Raw genomic sequence first — 20,698 nt, 5'->3', positions numbered from 1 at the left:
CTCACATCCGTTCTCTCGCCCACATGCTCCCCGATGGGCCCTGGCTACACTCGCTGACATGTCTGGCCAGTCGCTTCTCACGCCGGGGACCCTGTCCCCCACCCGCCCCGTTCCCGCCTCCATCGCGCGGCCCGAGTACGTCGGGAAGGCGGCGCCCACCCCGTACTCCGGCCCGGAGATCCAGGACGCGGAGACGATCGAGCGGATGCGCGTCGCGGGCCGCATCGCCGCGCGGGCGATGGAGGAGGCGGCCAAGCTGATCGCCCCGGGCGTGACGACGGACGAGCTGGACCGCGTCGCGCACGAGTACATGTGCGATCACGGCGCCTACCCGTCCACGCTCGGTTACCGCGGTTACCCGAAGTCGCTGTGCGCGTCGATCAACGAGGTCATCTGCCACGGCATCCCGGACTCGACCGTCCTGCGCGACGGCGACATCGTGAACCTGGACGTGACGGCGTTCATCGGCGGCGTCCACGGCGACAACAACGCCACCTACCTGTGCGGTGACGTGGACGAGGAGTCGCGCCTGCTCGTCGAGCGGACGCGCGAGGCCCTCAACCGCGCGATCAAGGCGGTCAAGCCGGGCCGCCGGATCAACGTCATCGGCCGGGTCATCGAGTCGTACGCCAAGCGCTTCGGCTACGGGGTCGTCCGCGACTTCACGGGCCACGGCATCAACTCGTCCTTCCACTCCGGCCTGATCGTCCCCCACTACGACAGCCCGCACCACGACACCCTGATCCAGCCCGGCATGACGTTCACGATCGAGCCGATGCTGACGCTCGGGACGTACGAGTACGACATGTGGGAGGACGGCTGGACGGTCGTCACGAAGGACCGGAAGCGGACGGCGCAGTTCGAGCACACGCTGGTGGTGACGGACACGGGTGCGGAGATCCTCACTCTCCCGTAACCCTGCGGGGCGGCCGCCCGGGCGCTAACGTTTTTACCGACGGGACGTCGGGAACTCATTGACTTAGGTAAGCCTAAGTAGCAAGAATGGCTTCCCGACGCCACGCCCGTCCCCTCGGTCACCCGGAGGTCCGCCTTGGACGCGCCCGCCAGCACCGCCGGCAGCACGCCGTTCTCCACGCTCATCCGCACCGCCTCGCACGAGCAGCACACGGAGGCGGAGAACTCCACGTTCATGAGCGACATGCTCGGCGGCCGCCTCGGCGTCGACGCGTACCGCCGCTACACCGAGCAGCTCTGGTTCGTCTACCAGGCCCTGGAGTCCGCTGCCGGGTCCCTCGCGGACGACCCCGTGGCCGGGCCCTTCCTCCGCCCCGAGCTGACCCGCACCCCGGAGCTGGAGCGCGACCTGACCCACCTCGGCGGCCCGGACTGGCGCGGCGGCCTCACGCCCCTGCCCGCGACGGCGCGGTACGCGGCCCGCGTGGAGGAGTGCGCCCGCCAGTGGCCCGCGGGCTACGTCGCCCACCACTACACGCGCTATCTCGGCGACCTCTCCGGCGGCCAGATCATCCGCGGCACGGCGGAGAAGACGTGGGGCTTCGCCCGCAAGGGCGACGGCGTCCGCTTCTACGTCTTCGAGGCCATAGGCAACCCGGCCGCCTTCAAGCGCGAGTACCGCGAGCTGCTGGACGCCCTGCCGGTGGACGACCTGGAGAAGCAGCGCGTCATCGACGAGTGCAAGCGGGCGTTCGCGCTGAACACGGCGGTGTTCCAGGAGCTGGGGCGGGAGTTCCCGCTCACTGCCTAGCAGGAGCGCTGGTAGGCCACGTCCGAGAAGAGGTTCTTCCAGTCCTCCTCGGGGACGCTCGACGGGGAGGTACGGCACAGTTCCGCGTAGAGGCGGTCGGTGTCGGGGTGCAGGAGGAAGGTCAGCGCGCCGAGGCCCGCCTTCGCGGACGAGACCGCGATGAGGGGCAGCCGGTCCGGGAAGAGGAAGACGCGGCTCGCCTCCGGCAGCTCGGCGAAGTGGGGCGTGCGCCAGTCCCCGCCGGGTCCGATGTTCCAGATCCGCCAGGGCTTGGCGCCCGTCAGGATCCGGCTGCGGTCCGGGCCCTTCTTGATCTCGGCGCGGCCCTGGATCTGGTCCACAGGCATGGTGCGCGTCTTCCGTGGGTGCCGGAGGTCCTTCACGTCCCAGAACGCAATGCTGTTGTTCCGGTCGACGGCTGCCAGTACGTCACTGCTGATCCACTGATATCCGCTCGCACCGAGCGGCAGCAGACCGCCGCGCCGCGGCCGGTAGAGGTCCGAGAGGTCCCACAGCGCCGCCTTCCGGCCGGGCTCCTCGGCCAAGAGCAGGTTCCGGGAGGCGGTGAAGCCGAGGCTTCCGTCGGGCTGGAGGCCCGTGACGGCCCCTGCCTTCCGGGGGTGGCCCGGATCGGCGACGTCCCAGAGCTGCAGCGTCTTCTTCTCCTCCACGGTCGCGACGGCCCGGGGTGTCAGGAACAGGATGCTCGCCGACCAGTCCCTCGTACTGCCCTCGAACACCGACCGGCGCACCGGTGTGCGCGGCCTGCTCACGTCCCACAGCTCGATGCGGCGGTCGAACGCCCGCCCGATGGCCAGCAGCCGGCCGTCGGGGCTGAAGCCGAGGTTCACGTCCGGGGCGTTGAGGGTGATGTCGCCGCCCGGGACCGGGGCGCCGGGCCCGCTCATGTCCCACAAGCGGAAGACATGCTCTTTGGTGCTCTTCGTCCACTTGTGGACCACAAGGACGGACGTTCCGGGCAGGAAGTTGCGGGCCTCCCAGGGCTGGGGGAGGGTCAGCTTCAGCCGCGGGGCCGTCCACCGGCTGACGTCCCACACCCGGAACGTCTCCTCCGACGAGCCCTTCGTCCGCTCCCCCGTGACCATGAGGGTGCCGTCGTGGCTGATGGGGCTGGTCCCGAAGTCGGTGTCGGGCAGTTCGCCGACGGCCGCCGGGGCGGTCGGCCGCAACGGCCACAGCCGTACCGTGCCGTCCTCCCCTCCCACGGCGACGTACGCCCCTCCGGGATCCCAGGCGACGGCCTGGGTGGGTGAGCTCACGGGCAGCTCGCTCTCCGTCGTGAGGCTGTCGGAGAGTGCGGAATCCTTGTCACCGACGCGCCGCAGAAGCACGTTGCTCGGCGTCGTGTCAGAGGCCCGCTTGCCCGCCCACGCCAGCGTGGCGCCGTCCCCGCTGAAGCCGAGGGCGGGCAGGTCGTCGAACTTCCAGTACGCGTAGGACTTGTCCGGCGCGAGGAACTTCAGCCGCTCGCCTTTCTCCACCGTCCATCCGGCCGGCTCGCTCTTCCGGCTCGCCCCGGCGAGCAGATCGCGCCGCGGGTGGAAGGCGAGGGCCGTCGCCGTGCCGGTCTTCACCGTGTCCTTGAGGACAGGCCGCGCCGCATCCCGTACGTCCCACAGCCCGATCGCGCCCGATCCGCCCGTCCCGTCCTCCGCCCCCAGAACGCCACTGCTCACCGCCAGCAGCCGACCGTCCCGGTTGAACGCGACGGACACCACGTCCTCCGCGGCGACCGTCCGGTCAGTGCGCAGTTCCGGCCGGGCGGGGTCGGCCAGGTCCCAGAGCAGGAGGCGGCCCTTCTCCAGGCCCGCGGCCAGCGTCCTGCCGTCCGGGCTGAAGACGAGCGACGACGCCGCCCCGCCGGGTGCTCCGCGCGCCGCGAGGCGGCGCGGACGAGTCGGGTCGGCGGCGTCCCACACCGCGAACCCGCCGGCCGTCTGGGCGGCCAGCAAGCGCGTACGGGGGTGGAACGCGACGACCGCCGCGGAGCCGGGGTCCAGGGCGGCGGCCTTGCGCGGGGAGGTCGGGCGGCTCACGTCCCACAGCTGCACCCGGCCGCCGCTCTGGCTGGTCACCAGCACCTTGCCGTCCCCGCTGTACGCCACGTGGTGCACGGGCCCGTCCGTCCCCTTGAGGTCCACGGGCACCTGGGACATCTGCGCCGCGTACAGGCTCGACCGGCTCTCCGGGGTCTTCGCCAGGCGGTAGGCGGCGAGGCTCAGCCGGAAGGCCGTCAGGGGGTCGCGCCCGCGCAGGGTGTCGGCCTTGGCCGCCAGCTGCCGGGCGAGCAGCACCGACTCCCGGTCCTCCGCCCGCTGCTGCGCGCCCCTCGCCAGAACGGCGAGCGTGGACGCGAGGACCGCGAGGACGACGACGATCGCGAGCGCCGCCCGGCCGGCCGTCTTCCGGCGGCGCTCGGTGCGCCCGCTCGCCGCCAGGAAGTCCTGCTCCACCGGGCGGAGCGGCAGGCGCCCGAGCCCTTCCCCGGCGGTCACGGAGCGGGCCGCCGCCAAGTGCTTGCCCGCGTACAGGCCGCTGGAGGGGCGCCCGGCCTCCGCCCAGGCGTCGGCGGCGTCGCCCAGCCTGCGCCGCACCAGCAGCCCGTCGAGGTCGGCGTTGATCCATCCGCGGAGCCGGGGCCAGGCGTGGAGCAGCGAGTCGTGACACAGCTGGGCTTCGCCGTCATCGTCGACGACGACCAGGCGGGCGTCGGTGAGGCGCTTCAGCAGCGCCGCGTGGCCTTCGAGCTCGTCGGCGCGGACGCGGCGCCGTACGGCCCTGCCGTCGCCGTCCACCAGCCGCACCATGCGCAGCAGGAGTTCCCGTAACGCCTGCTGGCCGTCGGCGTCGAGGGAGTCGTGGATGCGTTCGGCGGCGGTGCCGACGGAGGTGCGGATGCCGCCGGTGGCCTGGTAGCCGGCGAAGGTCAGCCGGTTGCCGTCGCGGCGGGCCCAGGTCTCCTGCAGGGCGTGGGCGAGGAACGGCAGGGCGATGGCCCCGCGCGGGCCGGGGGCCTCGTCCTTGAGCTCCCGCAGCAGGTGGTCGACCAGGCCGTCCTCGAAGGCCAGCCCGGCGTGCGCGGCGGGCTTCTCGACGGCCGCGCGCAGTTCGTCGCCGGCCATCGGGGGCACGGTGAGCTGGCCGTTGCGCACGAGGCGGGCGAGCCTGGGGTCGCGCAGGCAGTGGCCGAAGTAGTCGGCGCGCAGGCCGAGGACGATGCGGGGGCCGGGGCCCGGTTCGGCACCGGTGAGGGCGCGGACGAACAGCTCGCGCTCCTCGTCGTCCTCGCAGTGCGTGAAGATCTCTTCGAGCTGGTCGACGATCAGGACGCGGGGCGGCCTCCTGCCGTCCGCCGGCCCGCCGAACCGCCCCGCCCCCAGGCCTCGTTCGACCTCGCTGAAGGGCCGGCCCGTGGCGTCCGACCAGGCCGCCGTGAGCGTGCGGAAGGGCCGGGCTCCGGGTGCGGGCACGAGCAGCACGGAGCCGTGTCCCTCGCCCTCCACCTCCGCGCCGAGGCCCGCCCGCAGCAGCGAGGACTTGCCGACGCCGGAGGGGCCCACGAGGACGACGGGGCCGCAGGGTCCGGCGGCCGTCACCCGGTCGACCAGGTCCAGGGTGAGCTTCTCGCGGCCGAAGAAGACGTCGTGCTGCTCGGGCAGGAAGGGGCGCATGCCGGGGTACGGGCACTCGCCCTCCGACGGCGGCTCCGCGCCGGGCGGGACCGCGGGCGCGTAGCGCGGATTGGGGGCGACGACCAGGTCACCGATCCGGCCCTCGCTGCCGGAGTGCGGCCGGGCGGGCGCGCTCTGGAGGCGGCGGTCGAGGTGGCGGTAGAGGTCGGCGAGCGTGAACCGCTTCGGGCCGCCCGCGTCGCCCTCCCGCAGCAGGCGCAGGAGTTCGCCGCTGAACAGCGTGTACTCCTCGTCCTCCGGGGCGAAGGCGGCGGCGTAGTGCGTGGCGGAGGCGAGGAGGAAGCTGCCGTCCGGGCGGGCCGAGACGTACGGATCGCGGCGCGGCTCCCGCTGGACGGCCTCCGCGAGCCCGGAGAAGCAGCAGTCCAGGATCACCACGGGGCGGGCGGAGGAGTCGCCGAGCAGGTTCCTGATCTCGGAGTACGGGACGGCGTCGGCGGTGTCCTGCGCGGAGTCGGTGGCCGCGGTGGCGAGGTAGAGCTGCTCGGCCGGGCCGAGGAGGCCGTGGCCGACGAAGCAGAAGAGGACGACGCCGCCTTCCGCCCGCTCGGCGACGTCCCTCATGGCGGACAGGACGACCGACGGTGCGAGCGGGTCGGTGATCAAGGTGACGCGGTCGCCGCGGCCGTCCGCCATGCCGCCGACCGTGCGGAGCGCCTCGGCGAGGGCGGCGGCGGAGCGGGCGGCGCTCGGCAGGCCGGCGAGCCGGGCGCCGGCGGGGTGCTCGCCCGTACCGACCACGAGGGCGTGGCAGTCCGGGCCGGCGAGATCCCTTCCGGGGTCCTCCTCCACCGAGGTCAGGACCCGTCCGCCGGGGGCAGTTCGCCTCGCTGGAGGGCCTCGGCCAGCCGCTGGGCCAGCTCACCGCTGTCCTTGGCGCTCAGATCGCGCACCCTCTCCGTGGTGACGGTGACCTGCGCGCCGCCGGGCAGGGTGATGGTGACCGTCTGATTGCCGCGGCGGTTCTGCAGCCAGGCGACGACCGCGGCCGACAGCGCGACCGTCACCCCGCCCGGCGCGAGCACGAGGGTGAGGAGCTCGGACGCCGCGCCCATCGTGCCGGGCGCGGGCTCGGGGGCCGGCTCCTGTCTGAGCAGCGACCGCAGCTCCGGGTGGCGCTGCAGCCACCGGCGGAGGTCGTTCACCGCGCCGGGGCCGGGGTGCCCGGTGCGAGTGCCGGAGCCGGTGCCCGGGCCGCTGACCGTCAGCGTTGCCTTCACTGCGCCCTCACTGCCCCTTTCACGCCTCACGTGACTGCCGAGAGCTATGACGCTACACCGCAACGCCGTTGTGCCGCACGGGAGTTCGGTCACGGTTGCATCGCACGCGGCGGCGCCCCCCGCCGGGGCCAGTGAAGGCAGGGGACGCCGGTCTGCGGGCGCGGGGGTCAGCCCTACGCGTGGTACGGCGCGGGGGTCAGCCCTACGCCGTGGTGCGGCCGCGGGGGTTGGCCCTACGCCGTGGTGCGGCCGCGGCGGCGCGTGGCGAACACGGCACCGCCACCGGCGAGCACGAGGGCGCCGGCGGCGCCGAGGAGGGGGCCGGTGGGGGTGTTGGCACCGGTGCTGGCGAGGGAGGTGGTGTCACCGGTCGTGGCGCCGGTGCCGCCGGTGGTTGCGGCAGTGCCGCCGGTGGTGTTGGCGGTGCTGGTGTTGGTGGCAGTGGTGCCGCTTCCGGTGCTACCGGTGGTGCCGGTGCTGCCGGTGCCGCTGCTGGTACCGGCCGGAGGCTCCGGGAGCTTGGCGTCCTTCACGGTGGCGACGGCCACGGTCACCGGGTCGAACTCCGCGCCCTCCTTGTAGCCCGGGAACGTCTTGCCCTTGTACGAGAACACCTTCGCGCCCTCGGCGGTCATCTTCGCGGTCACGGCCGGGAGGAAGACCACGCCGTCCTTGGCCTTGAGCGCGTCGGTGGGCAGCGTCAGGTCGGCGAGCTTCACCGTCTTGGTGGTCGTGCCGGCCTTGGGGTCCTTGGTGGCGACGTCAGCGGTGAGGGTGCCGGACGTGCCGGAGGCGTGGACCTTGAACTTGCTGAAAGCCAGGTCCAGCTGGCCCTCGTGGCCCGTGAAGTGCACCTGCCCCTTGAAGTTCAGGTCCAGGGTGGACGTGGCCGCGTCGAACTTGCCGTCCTCCTTGGTGAGGCGGTAGCCCTCACCGGACTTCACGGCACCGTCGGACAGCTCGACCTTGCCGTCGGCCGGGCCGCTGACGATGTAGTCACGGAAGGACTTCTTCACACCCCAGTGGAAGTAGCCGTCGTAGAGGACGCCGTTGGTCTGCGGGTCGCCGGTGCCGGTGCTGCCGCCGGTGGTGCCACCGCTCTGACCACCTGTGGTCTGACCGCCCGTGGTCTGACCGCCCGTGGTCTGACCACCGGTGGTCTGACCACCGGCAGCACCACCGGCAGCACCACCGGTCTGGCCGCCCGTGGTCTGGCCACCGGTCGTGCCACCTGTCCGGCCGCCCTGCGCCGCATCGTCCGCCTTGGCCGAGACCGTGACCGGGTCCAGCTCCACGCCCGCCTTGTAGACCGGCTTCCCCCCGTACGAGAACACCTTGGTCCCGGCCTCCGTCAGCGTCGCCCGTATCTTCGGGTAGACGATCGCGCCGCCCGTGCCGCCGGCCTTCACCCCCGTCAGGTCGAGGGCCGCTATCTCGACGTCCTGCTGAACCGGGGCGCCGTTGGTCGTGACGTCGGCGGTGATGCTGCCCTTCTTGCCCTCGGACTTGAACTTCAGGTCGTCGAGCTTGAGGTCGAGCTGCCACTTGCCGTCGTCGTCGGCGTGGCCGAGGAACCGCACGCTGCCCTTGAAGGTGGTGGTGACCGCGTGCTTGTCCTGGTCGTACGCGCCCGTCCCTTCACCGAAGGTGAAGGCGCCGTTGCCGGAAGCCTGCTTGGCGCCGCCGCCCACTCTGATCTGGCCGTCGGCCGCGCCGTTGACGACATAGTCCCGGAAGGACTCCTTCACACCCCACTCCAGAGTGGCGTCCTTCAGCCCGAGGGTCGACGGCTTCCCGTCGGTCTTCGGTGGGGCGTCCGCCGCGAACGCAGGCACGGCCAGCGCCGTAGCGCCCAGCACGGTCGCCGTGGCGAGCGCGGCAAGCGCCCGGCGGGAGGTGACGGTCATCGTCGGTGGTCTCCTTAGCTAGAGCAAGAGAAGAAAAGAGCGCGCCGGCAGTCGGCGCGGAGCCGTATCGGGCTCAGCCGGCGGACCGGCGCCGGCGGCGCCGTAGGGCGACGAGGGAGGCCGCGGCCACCACGACGACGCCCACGGCGCCCGCGACTACCGGAAGCACCGGGAAGGACGAGGTGGATGAGGTGTCGGTTGCACTTTTTGTGGCCACCTTACGGCCGGAATCCGCCTTTTGACCCGCCGTCGGGTCACCCCCGGCCGGCGCCGACGCCTTCCCGAGGTCGGGCAGCGGCGGAAGCTTCGCTTCCGCGCGTAGGGGGACAGCGAGCGAGACCGGGTCCATGGCCTCCCCCTTGCGGTACATCCCGGCGAACGCCTCCGCCCCTTCCGCCGTGAGCTCGGCCGGAGCTTCGGCAACCGCGGCGAGGCCGTCCTTCTCCTTGAGGCCCGAGGCGTCGAAGGTGACGAGCGGAACGTTCCGCCGCGGCTCGCCGCCGCCGCTCGCGACATCCGCCGCCAGCGTTCCCTTGCCGTCCTTCGCCGTCACCTTGACCGCGCTCAGGGCCAGGTCGAGGTGGTTGCCGGTGAAGCGGACCGTGCCGATGAACGCGGCGTCGAGGGTACGGGCCCCCTCGTCGAACGTGCCCCTGCCGGCCGGGAAGCGGAAGAGCGCGCCGCCGTCCTGGGCGCCGTCGGTCAGCTTCCAGGAGCCCTGGGCGATGGATCCGGTGACGTATTCGCGGAAGGTGCGGCGCACGCCCCAGTCGACGGCGGCGCCGGTGAACTCGCCCTTGGGAGCGTCCTTCTTCTCCGGTTCCGGCGCACCGGAGGACGGCGCTCCGGATGCCGGCGCGCCGCTCGCCGCGGCCAGGACGTCCGCTGACAGCGCGACCGGGTCCAGTGCCGTACCGGCCGTGTAGTAGCCCGCGAAGGCCTTCGCTCCGTCGTCCGTGAGCGTCGCGGGGACGTTGGCCAGGGAGACGGCCGTCCCCGCGCCGCGCATGTCCACGCCCTTGAGGTCGAGCGCGGCCAGCGGCACTTGCGAGGCGCGGGTGACCTCGCCCGTGCCCTTGGCCTTGCTGACCATGTCGGCGTAGAGCGTGCCGCTCGCGCCCGCGATGCGGACGGTGGGGCGGCTGAGGGTGAGGTCGAGTTCGTACGAGCCGTCGGGCTTCTTGTGGCCCGTGAAGTGCACGCCGCCCGAGAAGCCGGCCTCGAAGGCCCCGCTGCCCGCGTCGTAGCTGCCCTTGGCGGAGTGGAAGCGGAACCGGCTGCCGCCGACGGTGGCGGCGCCGCCCTGCAGGTCCCAGCGGCCCTGGGCGATGGGGCCGGTGACGTAGCTCTGGAAGGAGGACTTCACGCCCCAGTCCAGACGGCCGCCGGAGACGGTCCGCGCCGCGCCGTCCGCGTGCGCGACCCCGCTCGGCGCCACCCCCGGGACCACTCCCGGCACCAGCCCCGCCAGCACGGCGACGACGGGGGCGCGAGCGGGTCTGGACGACGGCAGCATCGGGAGGCCCCTTTCGGGCGGGACAGCAGGCATTGCCGGACGTCGCACTATGGCGACTTAGGTAAGGCTAACCTAAGCTACGTCCCATCAGGTCGGAAACCCCCGGCCGGAGCGAAAGGCAGACAGAACCGTGCTTCAACGGCAGTCGGCGGGCGCCGCGATACCTACCCCACGCCGCACCGGCATACGCGCCGCACTGCTCACTTGGCTCACTTTGCTCGCCCTCGCCCTCACCGGCTGCGGCTCCTCGGGGAGTTCGAGCAGCTCAGGGGCGCCCGCGGCAGCGGCCAAGACTCCGGCGGCCGACCGTATCGAGCCACTCGCCGGCGGCGCCCCCACGGCTCAACTGCCCGCGACCGTACGGTCCGCGGACGGCCACGACGTCACCGTCAGCAGCACGGACCGGATCGTTCCGCTCACTGGCGCCCTGTCCGAGATCGTCTTCAGCCTCGGCCTCGGCGACCGGGTCGTCGCCCGCGACACCACCGCCACCTTCGAGCAGGCGGCGAAGCTCCCCGTGGTGACCCGCGCCCACGACGTCTCGGCCGAGGGCGTGCTCTCGCTCAAGCCCACGCTCGTGCTGGCCGAGACCACGACCGGGCCCGCGGAGGCCGTCGAGCAGATCCGCGCCGCCGGCGTCCCCCTCGTCGTCCTCGACCCGGCCCGGAAGCTCGCCGACGTCGGGCCGCGCATCGGCAAGGTCGCCGCGGCCCTCGGCGTCCCCGCCGCCGGCGACGCGCTCGACCGCCGTACGCGGCAGCGCCTGGAGAAGGCCGCGGGGGCCGTCCCGCACGACGGCGGCAGGAAGCCCCGCGTCGCCTTCCTCTACCTGCGCGGCACGGCCTCCGTCTACCTCCTCGGCGGCGCCGGGTCCGGCGCCGACTCGCTCATCGAGGCCGCGGGCGGGGTGGACGCCGGCAAGGAGTCCGGGCTGAAGAAGGACTTCACGCCCCTCACGAGCGAGGCCCTCGCCAAGGCCGCGCCGGACGTCATCCTCGTCATGAGCAAGGGCCTCGCCTCCGTCGGCGGCGTGGACGGCCTGGTGAAGATCCCCGGCGTCGGGCAGACGCCGGCCGGCCTGGACCGCCGCGTCGCCTCCGTGGACGACGGCGTCCTGCTGAACTTCGGCCCGCGCACGGACACGGTCCTCGCCTCCCTCGTCCAGCAGATCCACAGCGGGAAGTGACGTGAGCCTTCTGAAGACCACGGGCTCCTCCCCCGTGTCCGCCCCCGCCGGACCCGACGGCTCGCCGCCGCCCGCCCGGCGCCGCCGCGCCAGCGCGCTCCTCACCGCCGGCCTGGTCGCGGCCCTGCTCCTCGCGTGCCTGCTCTCCGCCGGGCTCGGCGCGTACGAGATCCCCCTCGGCGACGTCCTGGGCTCGCTGCTGCACCGGGCGGGGCTCGGCGGGGCCGAGCTGGACCGGGTCCCCGAGAGCGTGCTGTGGAACGTACGGCTGCCCCGCGTCGCCCTGGCCCTGCTCGTGGGGGCCTCGCTCGGCTGCGCGGGCGCGCTGATGCAGGGCGTGTTCGGCAATCCCCTCGCCGAACCCGGCGTCATCGGCATCTCGATGGGCTCGGCGGTCGGCGCGGTCGCCGCGATCGCCCTGGGGCTGGACTTCCTCGGCAACTGGACCGTCACCGCCTGCGCGTTCGCCGCCGGGCTCGTGACCGTCCTGCTCGTCTACGCGCTCTCGCGCGCGGGCGGCCGTACGGAAGTGGTCACGCTCATCCTCACCGGCATCGCGGTGAACGCGTTCGGTGGCGCGCTCGTCGGCCTCGGCGTGTTCCTCGCGGACAACGCCCAGGTCACCCAGATCACGTTCTGGCAGCTCGGTTCGCTCGCGCAGGCGACCTGGCCGAAGGTGCTCGCCGTCCTGCCGTGCGCCCTCGTGGGGCTGGCCGTCGCGCCGCTGTACGGGCGGAAGCTGGACCTCCTCGCGCTCGGCGAACGGCCCGCGCGCCACCTGGGCGTGGACGTGGAGCGGTTGCGGCTGGTGATGGTCCTGGTGGTGGCGTTGCTGACGGCGGCGGCGGTGGCCGTGGCGGGGGTCATCACCTTCGTGGGGCTGCTGGTGCCGCACGTGCTGCGGATGGCCGCGGGCCCCGGTCACCGGTTCCTGGTGCCGGGCAGTGCGCTGGGCGGGGCGCTGGTCCTCGTCGCGGCGGACCTCGCGGCCCGCACGGCCGCCCAGCCGGCGGAGCTGCCGCTGGGCGTCCTGACGGCACTCTTCGGCAGCCCGTTCTTCTTCTGGCTGCTGCGCAGGACGCGGCGGAAGCAGGGAGGCTGGGCGTGAGGCCCACGCTGTTCACCCGACGCAACCGCCGTCTCCCCCTCCCCTCCCCCCTCGGCACCGTTCTCGCCGAGGCCCGTTCCCTCTCCGTGCGTCTCGGCGGCCGTGCCGTCCTCGACGGTGTCGACCTGGGCGTCGCCGCGGGCGAGGTCCTCGCCCTCGTCGGCCCCAACGGCGCCGGCAAGTCCACGCTCCTGGCCGCGCTCGCGCACGACCTGCCCGCCGCGGCCGGCGAGGTGCGGATCGACGGCGAGCCCGCCACCGCCTGGTCGGCCGCCGAACTCGCCCTGCGCCGGGCCGTGCTGCCGCAGTCGGCCGAGCTGTCGTTCCCGTTCCCGGTGGAGGAGGTCGTGCGCATGGGCCGCGCGCCCTGGGCCGGGACGCCCGCCGAGGGCGAGGACGACGCGGCCGTGCGGGAGGCGATGGCCGCCGCGGAGGTGACCGGATTCGCCTCCCGCCCGTTCGCCGCGCTCTCGGGCGGCGAACGGGCGAGGGTCGCGCTGGCGCGCGTCCTCGCGCAGCGCACCCCGCTCCTGCTGCTGGACGAGCCGACCGCCGCGCTGGACCTGCGCCACCAGGAGCTGGCGCTGAGGATCTGCCGCGAACGGGCGGCGGCCGGGGCGGCCGTCGTGGTCGTGCTGCACGATCTCGGGCTCGCGGGCGCCTACGCGGACCGGGTGGCGGTGCTGCACGGGGGGCGGGTCGCGGCGGAGGGGCCGCCGGCCCGCGTACTCGAAGCGGAGTTGCTCACTCGTGTCTATTTGCAGCCGGTGGAGGTAATTGATCATCCGCGCACCGGTGAACCTTTGGTGATCCCGTGGCGCGCGGGACGAGATTTTGCCTCGTGAGAGCAGAATCACGCACCCTTCCGGGAACAGGGTAGGCAAGCCTCAGATAAGTTAGGGCGGCCTTATTCGGCCAGCTGCTTTTCAGCCATGCCGTTTATGGCGTGTACGTCCTTTCCGTCCTCTCCGAGCACGCCTGGAGCCCTTATGCGCGCCTTCCGCTCCTCCGCCATAGCCGCCGTCGCCGCGGCCGCGGCCCTGACCGCCGTGTCCGGCTGCGCCGAGAAGTCGGACAGCAAGGACACGGACGCGATCAAGGTCACCGCCTCCGACGACAAGTGCGAGGTCTCGAAGACCTCGTTCCCCGCCGGGCACATAAAGATCAACATCGAGAACGCCGGCTCGAAGGTCACCGAGGTCTACGTCTACGCCGCGGGCGACCGGATCGTGACGGAGCGGGAGAACATAGGCCCGAAGACCAAGGCCGAGATCACCGCGACGATCAAGAAGTCGGGCGACTACGAAATCGCCTGCAAGCCCGGCATGAAGGGCGACGGCATCCGCCAGAAGATCACGGTGACCGGCGGCGGCAAGGCGGAGAAGGCGAACCCGGAGCTGGACAAGGCGGTCGCCGAGTACCGCAAGTACGCGCAGGCGCAGGCCGACGAGACGATCCCGGCGGCGCAGAAGTTCGCCGACGCGGTCAAGAGCGGCGACGTCGACGAGGCGAAGAAGCTCTACGCGGTCTCCCGCATCGGCTGGGAGCGCACCGAGCCGGTCGCGGAGTCCTTCGGTGACATCGACCCGAAGGTCGACGTCCGCGAGGACGGCCTGGAGAAGGACCAGAAGTGGACCGGCTGGCACAAGCTGGAGAAGTCGCTCTGGGACGAGAAGAAGATCGACGAGGACGACAAGAAGCTGGCCGACCAGCTGATGACGGACCTCAAGGACTGGCAGAAGCGCGTCGGCACCGCCGAGATCACCCCGACCAGCATGGCCAACGGCGCCAAGGAGCTGCTCGACGAGGTGGCGACCGGCAAGGTCACCGGTGAGGAGGAGCGCTACAGCCACACCGACCTCGTCGACTTCCAGGCCAACGTCGAGGGCGCCGAGAAGTCCTACGAGCTGCTGAAGCCCGTCGCCGCCAAGAGCGACGCCGCGCTCGTCACGGAGCTGGACAAGCAGTTCGCCGCCCTGAAGACGCTGCTCGGCGAGTACCGCGACGGCGACTCCTTCAAGGCGTACGACAGCGTCGGCAAGGACGACCGCAAGAAGCTGTCCGACGGCGTGAACGCCCTCGCGGAGCCCCTGTCCAAGCTCGCCGGCGCCGTCGCGAAGTAACGGGGGACCTCCGATGACTGACAAGACCGACGAGACCGGCAGCACCACCACCGCCACCACCACCGCCACCGCGGACTCCCCGGAGGCCGCGCAGGGCTCCGCGAAGCCCTCCCGCCGTTCCGTCCTCGGCTGGGGCGGCGCGGGCCTCGCGCTCGGCGCCGCGGTCGCGGGCGGCACCGCCACCGCGCTGCGCCTCGGGGAGGACGCCGCCCCGGCCGCCTCGGCCGGCGACGCGGTGCCCTTCCTCGGCGAGCACCAGGCCGGCATCGCCACCCCGGTCCAGGACCGGCTGCACTTCGCCGCCTTCGACGTGACGACGACCGACCGCGCCGCCCTGGTGAAGATGCTGCGGGAGTGGACGGCCGCCGCCGCGCGGATGACCGCGGGCCACGAGGTGGGCGAGGGCGCCGTCCAGGACAACGACGAGCTGCCGCCGGACGACACCGGCGAGGCCCTCGGCCTCAAGCCGTCCCGGCTGACCCTCACCTTCGGCGTCGGCCCCGGCCTGTTCGAGAAGGACGGCAAGGACCGCTTCGGCCTCAAGGACCGCCGTCCCAAGGCCCTGATCGACCTGCCGGCCTTCCCCGGCGACAACCTCGACGCGGCCCGCAGCGGCGGCGACCTGTGCGTCCAGGCCTGCGCCGACGACCCGCAGGTCGCGGTGCACGCGATCCGCAACCTGGCCCGCATCGGCATGGGCAAGGTCGCGATCCGCTGGTCGCAGCTCGGCTTCGGCAAGACGTCCTCGACGACGCCGGACGCCCAGACGCCGCGCAACATGATGGGCTTCAAGGACGGCACCCGGAACATCGCGGGCACCGACACCGACCGCCTCGCCAAGCACGTGTGGGTCGGCGAGAAGGAGGGCCCGGACTGGATGGTCGGCGGCTCCTACCTGGTCGCGCGCCGCATCCGGATGCACATCGAGACCTGGGACCGCACCTCGCTCGCCGAGCAGGAGGACGTCTTCGGCCGCGACAAGGCCGAGGGCGCGCCCGTCGGCAAGCAGCGCGAGCACGACGAGCCGCTGCTGAAGGCCATGAAGCCCGACGCGCACGTGCGCCTCGCCCACCCCGACAGCAACAACGGGGTGACGATCCTGCGCCGCGGCTACTCCTTCACGGACGGCACCGACGGGCTGGGCCGGCTGGACGCCGGGCTGTTCTTCATCGCGTACCAGAAGGACGTCCGCGACGGCTTCGTGCCGCTGCAGGCGAACCTGGCGCGCAACGACGCCCTCAACGAGTACATCCAGCACGTGGGTTCGGCGGTCTTCGCCGTGCCGCCGGGCGTCCGCGACAAGGGCGACTGGTGGGGCAAGGCCCTGTTCGCGTGACCCGACTGTCCTTCCCGAACGGAGGCGCCGCGTGTTCGGCAACTACCTGATCGGCCTGCGCGAGGGCCTGGAGGCCAGCCTGGTCGTGTGCATCCTCGTGGCCTACCTGGTCAAGACCGGGCGCCGGGACGCCCTGCGCCCGGTGTGGGCCGGCATCGCCGCGGCCGTGCTGCTGAGCATGGGCTTCGGCGCGCTGCTCCAGTACGGCTCGCAGACCATGACCTTCGAGGCCCAGGAGATGCTCGGCGGCTCGCTGTCGGTCATCGCCGTCGGCCTGGTGACGTGGATGGTCTTCTGGATGCGGCGCACCGCGCGGCACCTGAAGAAGGAGCTGCACGGCAAGCTGGACGCCGCGCTCGCGATGGGCACGACCGCGCTGGTCGTCACCGCCTTCCTGGCCGTGGGCCGGGAGGGCCTGGAGACCGCGCTGTTCATCTGGACGGCCGTGCAGGCCACCGACGACGGCGTCCGGCCGCTGGTCGGCGCGCTGCTCGGGCTGCTGACCGCCGTGGTGCTGGGCTGGCTGTTCTACCGCGGCGCGCTGCGGATCAACCTGGCGAAGTTCTTCACGTGGACCGGCGCCATGCTGATCGTGGTCGCGGCGGGCGTGCTCGCCTACGGCTTCCACGACCTGCAGGAGGCCGACGTCCTGCCGGGCCTGGGCGACAAAGCCTTCGACATCAGCGAGCAGATCCCGGTCGACAGCTGGTACGGCACCCTCCTCAAGGGCGTCTTCAACTTCCAGCCGGACCCGACCTGGCTGCAGGTGGCGGTGTGGGCGCTGTATCTGGTCCCCACCCTCCTGGTCTTCTTCGCCCCGGGTAGGGTGGCGCCGAACCGAGCAGCCACCAAGGAGTCGAAGCCCGATGAGACGACGGCGGGCCGGCGGACCGCGCACGACGCGGACGGCCGTGACGGCGGCGGCGCTGCTGCTGACGGCGACCGGGTGCGTGACGGTGCACGGCGAACGGGAGATCGTCCCGTCGGTGGGCAGGGCTGAGGCCGCCAAGGTCCTCAAGGCCTTCACCGACGGCTACAACGAGGGTTACCGCAAGCTCGACCCGGGCGTCATCGCCCGGGTCGAGACCGGTGCCCTGGCCGAGATAGGCAGGTCCGACCTGGCGGCGCAGAGCGCGCAGACGCCCGGCGGGAACCCGGACTACCCCTCCCTGGTCCTGGACGACGCCCGGTTCACCGTCCCGAAGCAGGCCGGCTGGCCGAAGTTCTTCCTCGCCGACACGCGCAGCAACCGCGACGGCAACCGCTGGCTCGTGGTCTTCACGCGGTACGGGGTGAAGGAGCCGTGGAAGGCCGCCTACCTGTCGATCGTGAACCCGGGGAAGGTCCCGGAGTTCGTGACGGACAAGGACGGCTACGCGGAGGCCGTGCCCGCGGCCAAGGGCAAGGACCACGGCCTGCTGGCCGACCCCGGCAAGGTGAGCGCCGCCTACACCGACTTCCTGCGCACGGGCGAGGGCAGGACCTTCGTGCCGGGGCCGCGCACGACGGGGCTGCGGGAAGAGCGCGACAAGGTGCGCCGTACGACCACGTTCTGGACGGAGTTCATCGACACCCCCGAGCAGGCCCCCGCCTTCCCCGCCCCGGCGCTGCGGGTCAAGGGCGGTGGCGCGCTGGTCTTCTTCACCGCGCACCACCGGGAGAAGCGGACCATGGCCGAGGGGCTGCGGCCCGCGGTCACCGACCCGCGGACGAAGGCGCTGCTGAAGGGCGACCTCAAGCGCTCGGTGACCTACACGCGGGTCTCGGAGGCGGCGGTCGAGGTGCCTCCGCGGGACGCGGACGGCGGGATGATCAACTTCCTCAACCGGATCGACACGATGACGGCGGCGCAGGGCGAATAGCCGCGACGGCGGCGTGCGGGCGGTTTCTGCAGATCCAGCGGCTTCTGCAGGTCAGCGGTTTCCGCGGCTCGGCGCTTCTACGGCTCGGCAGCTCTACAGCTCGGCGGCTCAGCGGCCGATGGGCCAGGCCGCCTCGTGGTCGGGGCGGTCCCCCGCGTACTGGGCGCAGGCGTCCGTGAGGGTCTCCAGGAGGGTCAGCGGATCCGGCAGGGGCCGCTCGGGGCCCTGCAGCCAGGCGACTCCGGCGTCCTCCGGCAGGCGTGAGGGGGGCAGCAGCACATAGCTCCCGCGGCAGTGCCAGCGCAGGCCCGGATGCTCGTCCATCGTCTCGGGATGGCAGTCGAGCTCGCAGGGCCACCACTCGTCCTCGTCGTCCGGGGTGCCGCGGGTGGCGGTGAAGAAGAGCATGCGGTCGGGGGCGACGGTGGCCACGGGGCCCGTCTCGACGCCGGCCTTCTGCAGCCGCTCCAGGGCCTGCCGGCCGGCCTCCACGGGCACGTCGAGGACGTCGTGGGCGATGCCGGTGGCGGTGACGAAGTTGGCCTCGGGCTGGCCGCGCAGCCATGCCGTGACCTTCTCGGCGTCGGTGGTGGCGAGGGTCTGCCAGGCGAAGGAGACGGGGTGGCGGCCCGGGGTGGGACAGCCGATGCGCTCGCAGGAACAGCCGTACCCGGACGGGTGGGCGGCCGGGGCCAGCGGGAAGCCTGCGGCCGCCGCGGCCAGGAGCAGTTCCTCGCGGGCGGCGCCGTCCGCCGCCCCCGTGCCCGTACCGCCGCCCGCTCCGCTCCTGGGACGGCGCAGCCACTGGGAGAACCTGCTCTTGCGTTCCATCTATCCCCTCACTTCGACCGCGGTCTCCGGTCAATGCTGCCACCATCCTGCGCCTGGTGTGACCGTCGGACGTATCCAAAAGGTGTGAGACCGGCCGCTCGCGCGGGCGGGGCCACCCTTCTCCCCGCCGCCGCGAGCGGCTCCCCCGGACGAGTGACGGGCCGGGCGCGGGTCAGGGGAGCCGCGGGGCCATGCCGCGCAGGGCCAGGTCGACGACGGTGTCGGCGTAGGCGTGGGTGAGCGGCAGGGTGCGGGTCTGCCAGCGGTGGAAGAGCGGGCCGACCAGCAGTTCCAGGGCGATGCGGAGGTCGGCGTCGGGGTCGACCTGGCCCGCTTCCTGGGCGGCGCGCAGCCGCCGGACGTACGCCTGGAGCTGGGGTTCGAGGACCTTCTCGGTGAGGGCGCGGCCGAGCTCGGGGTCGTTGGCGGTCTCGGCGGTCAGGGCGCGGGTGGGGGCGTCGAGGCGCGCGTCGTTGAGGTCGTCGACGGTGGCGCGCAGCACGGTCTTCAGGTCGGCGGTGATGTCGCCGGTGTCGGGGAGCTCGATGGAGGCGGGGTCGATGCCCTCGGGGACGCAGGCCTCGAAGAGGACCGCGGCCTTGGAGGGCCACCAGCGGTAGATGGTCTGCTTGCCGACGCCGGCGCGGGCGGCGATGGCCTCGATGGTGAGCTTGGCGAAGCCGGACTCGCCGACGAGTTCCAGGGCGGCGTCGAGGATCGCGCGGCGGGAGCGCTCGCTGCGGCGGGAGGCGTCGGGGGCCTTGGGCGGCGGGGTGGAGGCGTCGGTCATGGCGGCAATCCTAGCGACGCATGAAGCGAGACGTATCGTCTTGACAAGACGATACGTCTCGTTGCAAGCTGACGTCTCAAAGCGAGACGGAGCGTCTCGCACGATGAAGGGAGAACCCCCATGAGCCGAAGCGGTGCGGGCAGCATGCTCGGAGTCGGCGGCACCCGCAGCAACCTCTCCCGCAGCGCCCTGCGCGGCGGCGGCCGGGGCGGGCGCGCGGGCGGCGGCACCGACGCGGCGGCCCAGAAGCGGGAACTGCTGCGGAAGTTGCGGGAAGGGCGAAGCGGAACCACCGGCGCGTGAGTGAGCCAGCGGTAAACCACCCGTACGGTTCATGCGCCAAAGCCCTTGCAGCGTGGACGATTTGGGCACGCACGACGATCCCGTGCGTGCCCAACACCACCGTGAGGAGCACTCCTTGCGTAGTACAGCTCCACGCGTTGCCACTCCGCGGCGCTATCTGATGTGCCCCCCGGCCCACTTCAGGGTCACCTACTCCATCAACCCCTGGATGGATCCGGGCAAGCCGGTCGACCTCCCCCTCGCCCTCGCGCAGTGGGAGGACCTCAGGGACCGCTACCTGGCCCTCGGGCACACCGTCGAGGAACTCGAACCCCGGCGCGAACTGCCCGACATGGTCTACGCCGCCAACGGCGCGACCGTCGTCGACGGCCGGGTGCTCGGCGCGCGCTTCGCCCACCCCGAACGGGCCGAGGAGGCCGCGGTCCACGCCGCCTGGTTCCGCGCGCAGGGCTACGCCGACGTGCTCGAACCCGAGCACATCAACGAGGGCGAGGGCGACTTCGCCGTCACCGCCTCCTGGCTGCTCGCCGGGCGCGGCTTCCGCAGCAGCCCGCTCTCCCACCCCGAGGCACAGGAGTTCTTCGGCCGGCCGGTCATCGGCCTCGACCTCGTCAACCCCCGCTACTACCACCTCGACACCGCGCTGTGCGTCCTCGACGACTCCACCGACGGCGAGATCATGTACTACCCCGGCGCGTTCTCGGAGGGCAGCCGGGAAGTCCTGAGACGGCTCTTCCCCGACGCCCTCGTCGCGAGCGAGGAGGACGCGGCGGCACTGGGCCTCAACGCCGTCTCCGACGGCCGGCACGTGCTGCTGCCGCAAGCGGCGGTCGGCCTCTTCGAACCGCTGCGGGCACGGGGCTACGAGCCGATCGGCATGGACCTCGGCGAACTGCTCAAGGGCGGCGGCAGCGTCAAATGCTGCACGCAGGAGCTCAGGGCTTAGCGCGGTTCGGCACCGCCGGGCAGCGGCGTCGTGGCGACGCGCCGCTGCGGCGGGAAAAGGCCGCCTCGCCGCAGCGGCGAGACACCCCTGCGGCGAAGGTCCGCGCCCCGCAAGGGGCGCGGGGCGGCGCC

17 protein-coding genes are annotated in these 20,698 nt (G+C 72.7%); 11 read left to right on the top strand and 6 right to left on the bottom strand.

What is annotated here, in order from left to right:
• Window positions 1-58 precede the first annotated feature (58 nt).
• Window positions 59-916 carry a type I methionyl aminopeptidase gene (map, locus tag ACOTKD_RS05635; protein ID WP_424887739.1) on the top strand — a complete coding sequence of 286 codons (858 nt, stop codon included), beginning with the start codon at window positions 59-61 and terminating at the stop codon, window positions 914-916.
• Window positions 917-1,051: 135 nt separating this feature from the next.
• Window positions 1,052-1,726 (top strand): heme oxygenase (biliverdin-producing), encoded by a 675-nt coding sequence (locus tag ACOTKD_RS05630; protein WP_424887738.1) that lies wholly within the window; start codon window positions 1,052-1,054, stop codon window positions 1,724-1,726.
• Here ACOTKD_RS05630 and ACOTKD_RS05625 read toward each other — a convergent pair.
• The 4 genes from ACOTKD_RS05625 to ACOTKD_RS05610 all read right to left on the bottom strand — a co-directional run bounded on the left by ACOTKD_RS05625 (window position 1,723) and on the right by ACOTKD_RS05610 (window position 10,082).
• Window positions 1,723-6,231, bottom strand: a complete 4,509-nt coding sequence (locus ACOTKD_RS05625) for a caspase, EACC1-associated type (RefSeq protein WP_424887737.1) — start codon at window positions 6,229-6,231, stop codon at window positions 1,723-1,725. The two genes, ACOTKD_RS05630 and ACOTKD_RS05625, sit on opposite strands and share 4 nt — an antisense overlap.
• A gap of 5 nt (window positions 6,232-6,236) precedes the next feature.
• Window positions 6,237-6,659, bottom strand: a complete 423-nt coding sequence (locus ACOTKD_RS05620; protein WP_424887736.1) for an effector-associated constant component EACC1 — start codon at window positions 6,657-6,659, stop codon at window positions 6,237-6,239.
• A 233-nt stretch (window positions 6,660-6,892) separates the two neighbouring features.
• Window positions 6,893-8,566 (bottom strand): HtaA domain-containing protein, encoded by a 1,674-nt coding sequence (locus ACOTKD_RS05615; protein WP_424887735.1) that lies wholly within the window; start codon window positions 8,564-8,566, stop codon window positions 6,893-6,895.
• Between the two features lie 73 nt (window positions 8,567-8,639).
• Window positions 8,640-10,082 carry an HtaA domain-containing protein gene (locus ACOTKD_RS05610; RefSeq protein ID WP_424887734.1) on the bottom strand — a complete coding sequence of 481 codons (1,443 nt, stop codon included), beginning with the start codon at window positions 10,080-10,082 and terminating at the stop codon, window positions 8,640-8,642.
• A gap of 160 nt (window positions 10,083-10,242) precedes the next feature.
• Between ACOTKD_RS05610 and ACOTKD_RS05605 the strand changes: the two genes are divergently transcribed.
• The 7 genes from ACOTKD_RS05605 to ACOTKD_RS05575 all read left to right on the top strand — a co-directional run bounded on the left by ACOTKD_RS05605 (window position 10,243) and on the right by ACOTKD_RS05575 (window position 17,697).
• Window positions 10,243-11,268: a heme/hemin ABC transporter substrate-binding protein gene (locus ACOTKD_RS05605; RefSeq protein WP_424887980.1), complete on the top strand. Its 1,026-nt coding sequence runs from the start codon at window positions 10,243-10,245 to the stop codon at window positions 11,266-11,268.
• 10 nt (window positions 11,269-11,278) lie between these two features.
• Window positions 11,279-12,376 (top strand): FecCD family ABC transporter permease, encoded by a 1,098-nt coding sequence (locus ACOTKD_RS05600; RefSeq protein WP_424887979.1) that lies wholly within the window; start codon window positions 11,279-11,281, stop codon window positions 12,374-12,376.
• An 8-nt stretch (window positions 12,377-12,384) separates the two neighbouring features.
• Entirely contained in the window at window positions 12,385-13,221 is an 837-nt protein-coding gene (locus tag ACOTKD_RS05595) for a heme ABC transporter ATP-binding protein (RefSeq protein WP_424887978.1), read from the top strand.
• Window positions 13,222-13,365: 144 nt separating this feature from the next.
• Window positions 13,366-14,499 carry an iron uptake system protein EfeO gene (gene efeO / locus ACOTKD_RS05590; protein WP_424887733.1) on the top strand — a complete coding sequence of 378 codons (1,134 nt, stop codon included), beginning with the start codon at window positions 13,366-13,368 and terminating at the stop codon, window positions 14,497-14,499.
• 13 nt (window positions 14,500-14,512) lie between these two features.
• Window positions 14,513-15,835, top strand: a complete 1,323-nt coding sequence (gene efeB, locus ACOTKD_RS05585) for an iron uptake transporter deferrochelatase/peroxidase subunit (RefSeq protein WP_424887732.1) — start codon at window positions 14,513-14,515, stop codon at window positions 15,833-15,835.
• A gap of 31 nt (window positions 15,836-15,866) precedes the next feature.
• Window positions 15,867-16,835, top strand: coding sequence for an iron uptake transporter permease EfeU (efeU, locus tag ACOTKD_RS05580; protein WP_424887731.1), 969 nt, complete (start codon window positions 15,867-15,869; stop codon window positions 16,833-16,835).
• On the top strand, window positions 16,747-17,697 hold the full coding sequence (locus tag ACOTKD_RS05575; protein WP_424887977.1) for a hypothetical protein: 951 nt from the start codon (window positions 16,747-16,749) through the stop codon (window positions 17,695-17,697). The genes efeU and ACOTKD_RS05575 overlap by 89 nt, the downstream gene beginning before the upstream one ends.
• Before the next feature lie 108 nt (window positions 17,698-17,805).
• Here the strand turns inward: ACOTKD_RS05575 and ACOTKD_RS05570 are convergent, their stop codons facing one another.
• Complete coding sequence (locus tag ACOTKD_RS05570; RefSeq protein WP_106677158.1) at window positions 17,806-18,528, bottom strand: bifunctional DNA primase/polymerase; 723 nt, start codon at window positions 18,526-18,528, stop codon at window positions 17,806-17,808.
• Between the two features lie 172 nt (window positions 18,529-18,700).
• Window positions 18,701-19,318, bottom strand: a complete 618-nt coding sequence (locus ACOTKD_RS05565) for a TetR/AcrR family transcriptional regulator (RefSeq protein WP_424887730.1) — start codon at window positions 19,316-19,318, stop codon at window positions 18,701-18,703.
• 120 nt (window positions 19,319-19,438) lie between these two features.
• Here ACOTKD_RS05565 and ACOTKD_RS05560 point away from each other — a divergent pair, with 120 nt between their 5' ends.
• Window positions 19,439-19,621, top strand: coding sequence for a DUF6243 family protein (locus ACOTKD_RS05560; protein WP_302860213.1), 183 nt, complete (start codon window positions 19,439-19,441; stop codon window positions 19,619-19,621).
• A 115-nt stretch (window positions 19,622-19,736) separates the two neighbouring features.
• Window positions 19,737-20,567: a dimethylargininase gene (gene ddaH, locus ACOTKD_RS05555; RefSeq protein WP_424887729.1), complete on the top strand. Its 831-nt coding sequence runs from the start codon at window positions 19,737-19,739 to the stop codon at window positions 20,565-20,567.
• Window positions 20,568-20,698: the final 131 nt, after the last annotated feature.

Source organism: Streptomyces sp. XH2 (assembly GCF_049725035.1).
GTDB lineage: Bacteria > Actinomycetota > Actinomycetes > Streptomycetales > Streptomycetaceae > Streptomyces > Streptomyces roseoverticillatus.
The sequence above is the reverse complement of the archived record's forward strand: the minus strand, read 5'-3'. Positions and strand labels throughout refer to the sequence as shown.